The organism is Bacillus sp. ISL-18 (genome assembly GCF_018613415.1).
Taxonomy (GTDB): Bacteria; Bacillota; Bacilli; order Bacillales; family Cytobacillaceae; genus Neobacillus.
Genome location: NZ_JAGGQG010000038.1, coordinates 1 through 5,447 on the forward strand (window position 1 = coordinate 1; position 5,447 = coordinate 5,447).

Consider the following 5,447-nt stretch of genomic DNA (forward strand, 5'->3'; position numbering starts at 1 on the left):
TTGATCTCCTACCCCTTTGTAAATATGAACTCTGATCATAGGGGGGACCAAGCATAATCACCGCTTTGTACTTGAGTATACTTTTGTCATTTCCTTTTACTTCAATGTTTTCCCGAATAATGGGACAAGGGGACAGGTCCCTTGTCCCTGAGACTACTTGTCCAATACTCTATCCCTAGCAACTAGAGGAAGGAAAGCTGATAGATGTTAAATTCTGTTCCTCTTGCTGTAAGCTGTAAGCATGCACACAGAATATGGAGTGAATCCTGATACAAAATATACGGCAATTATTATCATAAAGAAATAGTGAGCTCAATGGATTTTTCTGTATCTTTACATTTTTTACAAAAAATGTTATGATTAAAGAGAATTATTTTTGTTCGGTGTAAAGGATTTGTAACTTTTCATCTTGATGATCACTGAGAGCAGGGATAGTATTACATTGTGTGTGTTTACACACTAGGAGGCAATACAAATGGAAAAAGGTAATGTAAAATGGTTTAATGGCGAAAAAGGCTTCGGATTCATCGAACGTGAAGATGGAGTCGATGTATTCGTTCATTTCTCAGCGATTCAAGGAGAAGGTTACAAAACTTTAGAAGAAGGTCAAGCAGTTACTTTTGATGTGGAGCAAGGTCAACGTGGACCTCAAGCTTCAAACGTACGTAAAGCTGCTTAATTTTACAAAACAGGGAAGGCAGGCTCTTTTATGGGAGTCTGCTTTTCTTTTTTCTGTGAAACAAAGAACCCCCACTCATAAAGGGGTAGGGGGAATAAAGATTGTGATGAATTGCACTTAAAGTAACGGGTGCTTTAGTTTAATAAGAAAATCCTTAAATAACAAAAACTCGCAGTTTTCGAATGCGAGTTTTCTTTGTTATAGCCTTATGGTATAGCAACAATATTTACGAAAACAGCCTTATTTTTACTATTTCTATTGGTATTCCACGCCCCCTGTTTAAAGTAGCAATTTAATGCCTCTAAAATTGCACTCTTACCAGTTCCATTTTTACCAACGATAGTTGTAAATTTATATTTATCATTTTTACATAGATGTATATATGCGGTTTGTGCATACGATTTAAAACCATTAATAAAAACACCCAGAATCATTTAATCACCATTTCCTTATTTATATATTTTATTTTAACTTTTATTTGGTTTAATACCAAGTTAATTCCAAAGTATAAATAATATCTATTAGACTGTATTTAACAGAAAAATATCCCACTTACCTAAATAAAATTCACTGGGTGTTATATTAAACTTTTTGATTCATAATGTGTCCCATTGTGTTCCACAATCTGGCCCGATTTGGAACACAAATTGTACATCGATCTTCAACTAAACTTTTTCTTTAGCACAAGAATAAAAACCTGCCGTAATGACAGCACTGTTCTTCGACTCTTGTACCCGTTAGCTTAAGTACAACACTTCACAATTCAATTGAGTATTAAAATCTTTCCACAAAATTTCCACTACACTTCTAACCCCTATTTTTAGTCAATCGTTATCCCAACATAGATAATCATACATTTTGTTGATTGCTTTTTTTACTGTTCGCCCTCCCAAGAAACATATTATAATGTGGGTGGTTATATGTTCATTGATATTCTATAATTTTAGTAACAATTCCTTCTTTTACTAACCTGCCCCGTTACTTCAATAACAAAAAACGACCGCCGCAGCGATCATTGTTGAAATTGACCTTTCACTCAATCCCAGTTTGTTCAAGAAGGATTAGCTTAAATTAATTGTTCATAATATTTTTTAGGGTTACTAATTTTGTTTTCAACGAAAAATTTAGCATGGTCTTTAATCATATTTATATAGTCACTATCATACTGTTCTTTTCGAATATTCTCTATACTACCTTTAACCTTAACAGTATCGGATTGGAAATTTACAATTACCGACATACATTTCTTATTTTTAAATGATACGATACCAGTAACTTCTTTTTTCTCCAAATCAACCAAAGGATAGTCCACTTTTAGTCCAGTGGATTTATACACAGTAACCCCAGGTAGTGGTATCATTGGTCTAATGTATTTCAATGTAATAATAAGACCAATTAAAACAATCAGTATTAATAAAATCTCCGAAACAAGCGAAGCATCCATAACTGTCCCCCTAACAATATTCCAGCTACCTAAATATTACCATAAAATGATCAATCCTTCTGGAACAAACGCCAGCTACTTCAATTAGAAAAAGCATTACTGCTGTTTCAGTAATGCATCCGTTACTTTAAGTGCATTTCTTCACATTTCTTTCTTACTTATTCCTTTAGTTAACAAGGAATTTCCTACTAATGCACAATTTATTCGAAATACGAACTTATCAATTTCGCTAACTTTGTCGATTTTTTCACGTATTTTTTCGACAAATTTTTCAATTAATTCTTTATAAAGTACCATATAATACCTTATTAGGAACAAAATACAAAGGAGATGTATTAAATGAATTTAAAATCCTTAATTTGTTTGATTAAAAAGGTACATAAAATTGACTATTACACTGGTAAATGTCTTACTTGTGGTAAACAAATTCGAACTCAATAACAAGAAACCACCATTTTCTTCTCGTGTCGAAATTTTTGGTATTTCATTACTTCGTTACACTAAAGAAATATAGTCTATTGCAGGAGTGATTTTACATTTATTAGAAAAGGGCAAACCTTTCGAAAGATTGGGACGCAAAGCTACAGGTCTAAGGTTCAAAACTATGACGGCTGAGTTGCCTAAAACAGTCATATTTTAGGGGGAAACAAAGTGACAGTAACTGCGAGTGAAAAAGAAATAGACAAAGAATGGCTTGACCTCATTTTGGAGGCTCGAAATTTAGGAATTTCTATTGATGAAATTAAAGAATTTCTAAAAAAATCATCATGACCTCTATGAGGTTATTTTTTTTATTTACTTCGCAATTTCGTTCAAGGATGACATAACGATCAATCTTTTATTCAACTATTCTGCCCCGATAGTTTAAGTACAACATTTTACAATCTTTCTTATGCAAAAGGAAAAAAGGCGACCTTCTTTTTGAAGAATCGCACAGGATATTCAACCTTTTAATCATCGCATTTTTAATTTATCGGATAAGAAAAAAGAGAGGATCATAGCAGCCCAATGTGGAATAGCAATCATAAACATAAGAATCCCTGCTCTCCTACGTCGTCTTGTGTATATAGATTTGGGAAAAGGCTGGATTCAATTGGATGAAACAACAACGCTCCAATATTCCGCTTAGGTTTATCCAATTATCGTGGGCGTATAACGTTGTGAACCAAATCTCACCCACTAATATATATAGCAAATAGAGCAAACCAAAATACAAAAATTTTAATAAGTATCCTTTAGGTATTTTGAAGTTGATCATTTAAAGACATTTCCCTCCACTCCAAATAATATCGTCATTATTATATTAATCGAATGGTTCTATACATGGACATAGGAAATATAACCCTGTCAGCAAAAATTCCATTTTGAAGCTAATCTGCCACGTTAACTCAATAAGAAATGGGATCGCCGCAGCAGTCCCACCTTTAACATTAACCCCCGTTAGCTTAAGTAGATTGATTCACAAACTTAATGAAATAGGCATTAATTCAAGAAGAAAATTGAGAATTAGATAAAATAACAATAATCGGATTGGCAAGTCGAAAATTTTAGCTTACTGAAATCTACATAAGTCCAAGATAAAAAAGAAATATAGCCAAAATTATAACCCCTAAAATTATTAAAGGACTGGCTCCCGAACTATACATTATGTAAATAAACACAGAGAGAAATATAAGCAAGAAAAGAGACAGAAAAACCGTTAATGTCATATTTTTAATTTTTTTCACAATAGCTCAGCCCCTTACTGTTTTCAATCTAAACAACCCCTGTAACAAAGAAAAAGTAATGATAACATTTTACCATAAAACCCCAATTCCTTCTTCAAGTAAACTGTCCGATAGTTCAATAACAAATGTTTTCATTTCTATAATGAAGTCAATAATTCCTCTAAATAAAGCCATTTTAGGAGGGATTTAATTTGCTGTTATCAAAATCTTGGGAACTTTACGAATCGGATAAAAAGATTGAAGGGTTTTCTCCACAAAAACTAAAAGCATATAGACTTCAATCAAAGCTACTCATTCAATATTTTAACGATGTGAGTATTGAATCTGTGACTACGGATCATTTGAAAGGATACTTAGCCAAATCCAGCGAGCACTTAAAACCATCAAGTTTAGCTCATAGAATTCGGTTCATTAAATCAATATTTCGTTGGTCACACGAGGAAGGGTATATTTCAAAGAATCCAGCTACAAAAATCAAAGAACCTAAACAAGGTAAACGAATTCCAAAATTTTCAACAGATAAGGAAATCGAACTTTTGAGGGAAGCGTGCTTTACTCCAGCGGAGAAGGCGTTATTTGAATTTATGTTTTCAACAGGGTGTAGAATAGGTGAAATTGTTTCCCTTGAAAAGAATTGTATTAATTGGTCGAATCGCTCAGCAATAGTGATTGGGAAAGGAGATAAAGAAAGGGAGGTTTATTTCAATATATGTTGTGAAATATGGCTGAAACGATACCTAGACCAACGGCAGGATAAAGATCCAGCTATATTTGTCACTGAACGGTACCCACATAAAATGAGTATTGCTCAAAAGAGATACATTATAAAGCGAATTTCAAGTCGGGCTGGGATTAACAAGGAAATTCATCCACACCAACTACGCCACAGTTATGCCACACACCTATTGAACAATGGAGCTCCCATTGATGTTATTCAAAGTTTACTAGGGCACGAAAAAAGCGAGACCACTAGGATTTATGCTCAATTAAGTGGGAGTATTAGAAGAGAATTTTATATAAAATATTTTTAGAAAAACAAAAAGCAGCGGAGGTCCGCTGTTTTTTTGCACTATCGACCCGTTAGCGTAAGTACAATACTTCACATATAAGTTTTTATTGAATTAACAGTGAGGTCTAAAATCATTTAATCATCTGCGTGAGTCCAAAAATTAACCAATAAGCGATTGTCCCAACTAGCCTCCAGGGGGATTTTCTAACCATAATACCGATACATATACATAGCAAAGTAAATAAAGAGAAACCTAGCATACGTAATTGCCCTTGTAATGGACCAACCTTATTTAAAGATAGTACAAGAGTAGAAACGATAATAAATGAAATTATAGCGAGATTTGTACTTTTCGAATATTTCATATTTAGTTCCTCCATACCCAGATTGCATAATAAATGAGAAAATATTAACCTTTTTATTCTTATTCCACAAATATCCTAAATTTTCCTTCCTTCACTAAACTCCCTCAATAAAAGAAGCGAAAACACCGATTTACTCATGTTTTCTTAGAATCTCATAGTTGTTTACCTATCGGTAAATGCCTTTATAGTTGGAGGATCTTCACTTGAAAGGATATTTTTGGAC

Annotated in this window: 5 protein-coding genes and 1 riboswitch; of the genes, 3 read left to right on the plus strand and 2 right to left on the minus strand. The window is 33.3% G+C overall.

Features of this window, described 5'->3' with window-relative positions:
- Positions 1-475 precede the first annotated feature (475 nt).
- Positions 476-679 carry a cold-shock protein gene (locus J7E81_RS29870; RefSeq protein WP_215047766.1) on the plus strand — a complete coding sequence of 68 codons (204 nt, stop codon included), beginning with the start codon at positions 476-478 and terminating at the stop codon, positions 677-679.
- A gap of 206 nt (positions 680-885) precedes the next feature.
- On the opposite strand, the gene J7E81_RS29875 is transcribed toward J7E81_RS29870, so the two are convergent.
- Positions 886-1,113, minus strand: coding sequence for an AAA family ATPase (locus tag J7E81_RS29875; protein ID WP_215047767.1), 228 nt, complete (start codon positions 1,111-1,113; stop codon positions 886-888).
- Between the two features lie 632 nt (positions 1,114-1,745).
- Entirely contained in the window at positions 1,746-2,123 is a 378-nt protein-coding gene (locus J7E81_RS29880; RefSeq protein WP_215047768.1) for a hypothetical protein, read from the minus strand.
- A gap of 540 nt (positions 2,124-2,663) precedes the next feature.
- Positions 2,664-2,747, plus strand: a riboswitch (cyclic di-GMP riboswitch).
- Positions 2,748-2,774: 27 nt separating this feature from the next.
- On the opposite strand from J7E81_RS29880, the gene J7E81_RS30785 reads away from it, so the two are divergent.
- Positions 2,775-2,894 carry an anti-repressor SinI family protein gene (locus J7E81_RS30785; RefSeq protein WP_215047769.1) on the plus strand — a complete coding sequence of 40 codons (120 nt, stop codon included), beginning with the start codon at positions 2,775-2,777 and terminating at the stop codon, positions 2,892-2,894.
- Between the two features lie 1,147 nt (positions 2,895-4,041).
- Positions 4,042-4,881 (plus strand): tyrosine-type recombinase/integrase, encoded by an 840-nt coding sequence (locus J7E81_RS29890; protein ID WP_215047770.1) that lies wholly within the window; start codon positions 4,042-4,044, stop codon positions 4,879-4,881.
- Positions 4,882-5,447 lie beyond the last annotated feature (566 nt).

What these genes read in the sequence shown, in the direction of transcription:
- J7E81_RS29870 (WP_215047766.1), top strand. Translation starts at nt 476, where the DNA reads ATGGAAAAAGGTAATGTAAAATGGTTTAATGGCGAAAAAGGCTTCGGA.
- J7E81_RS29875 (WP_215047767.1), bottom strand. Translation starts at nt 1,113, where the DNA reads ATGATTCTGGGTGTTTTTATTAATGGTTTTAAATCGTATGCACAAACC.
- J7E81_RS29880 (WP_215047768.1), bottom strand. Translation starts at nt 2,123, where the DNA reads ATGGATGCTTCGCTTGTTTCGGAGATTTTATTAATACTGATTGTTTTA.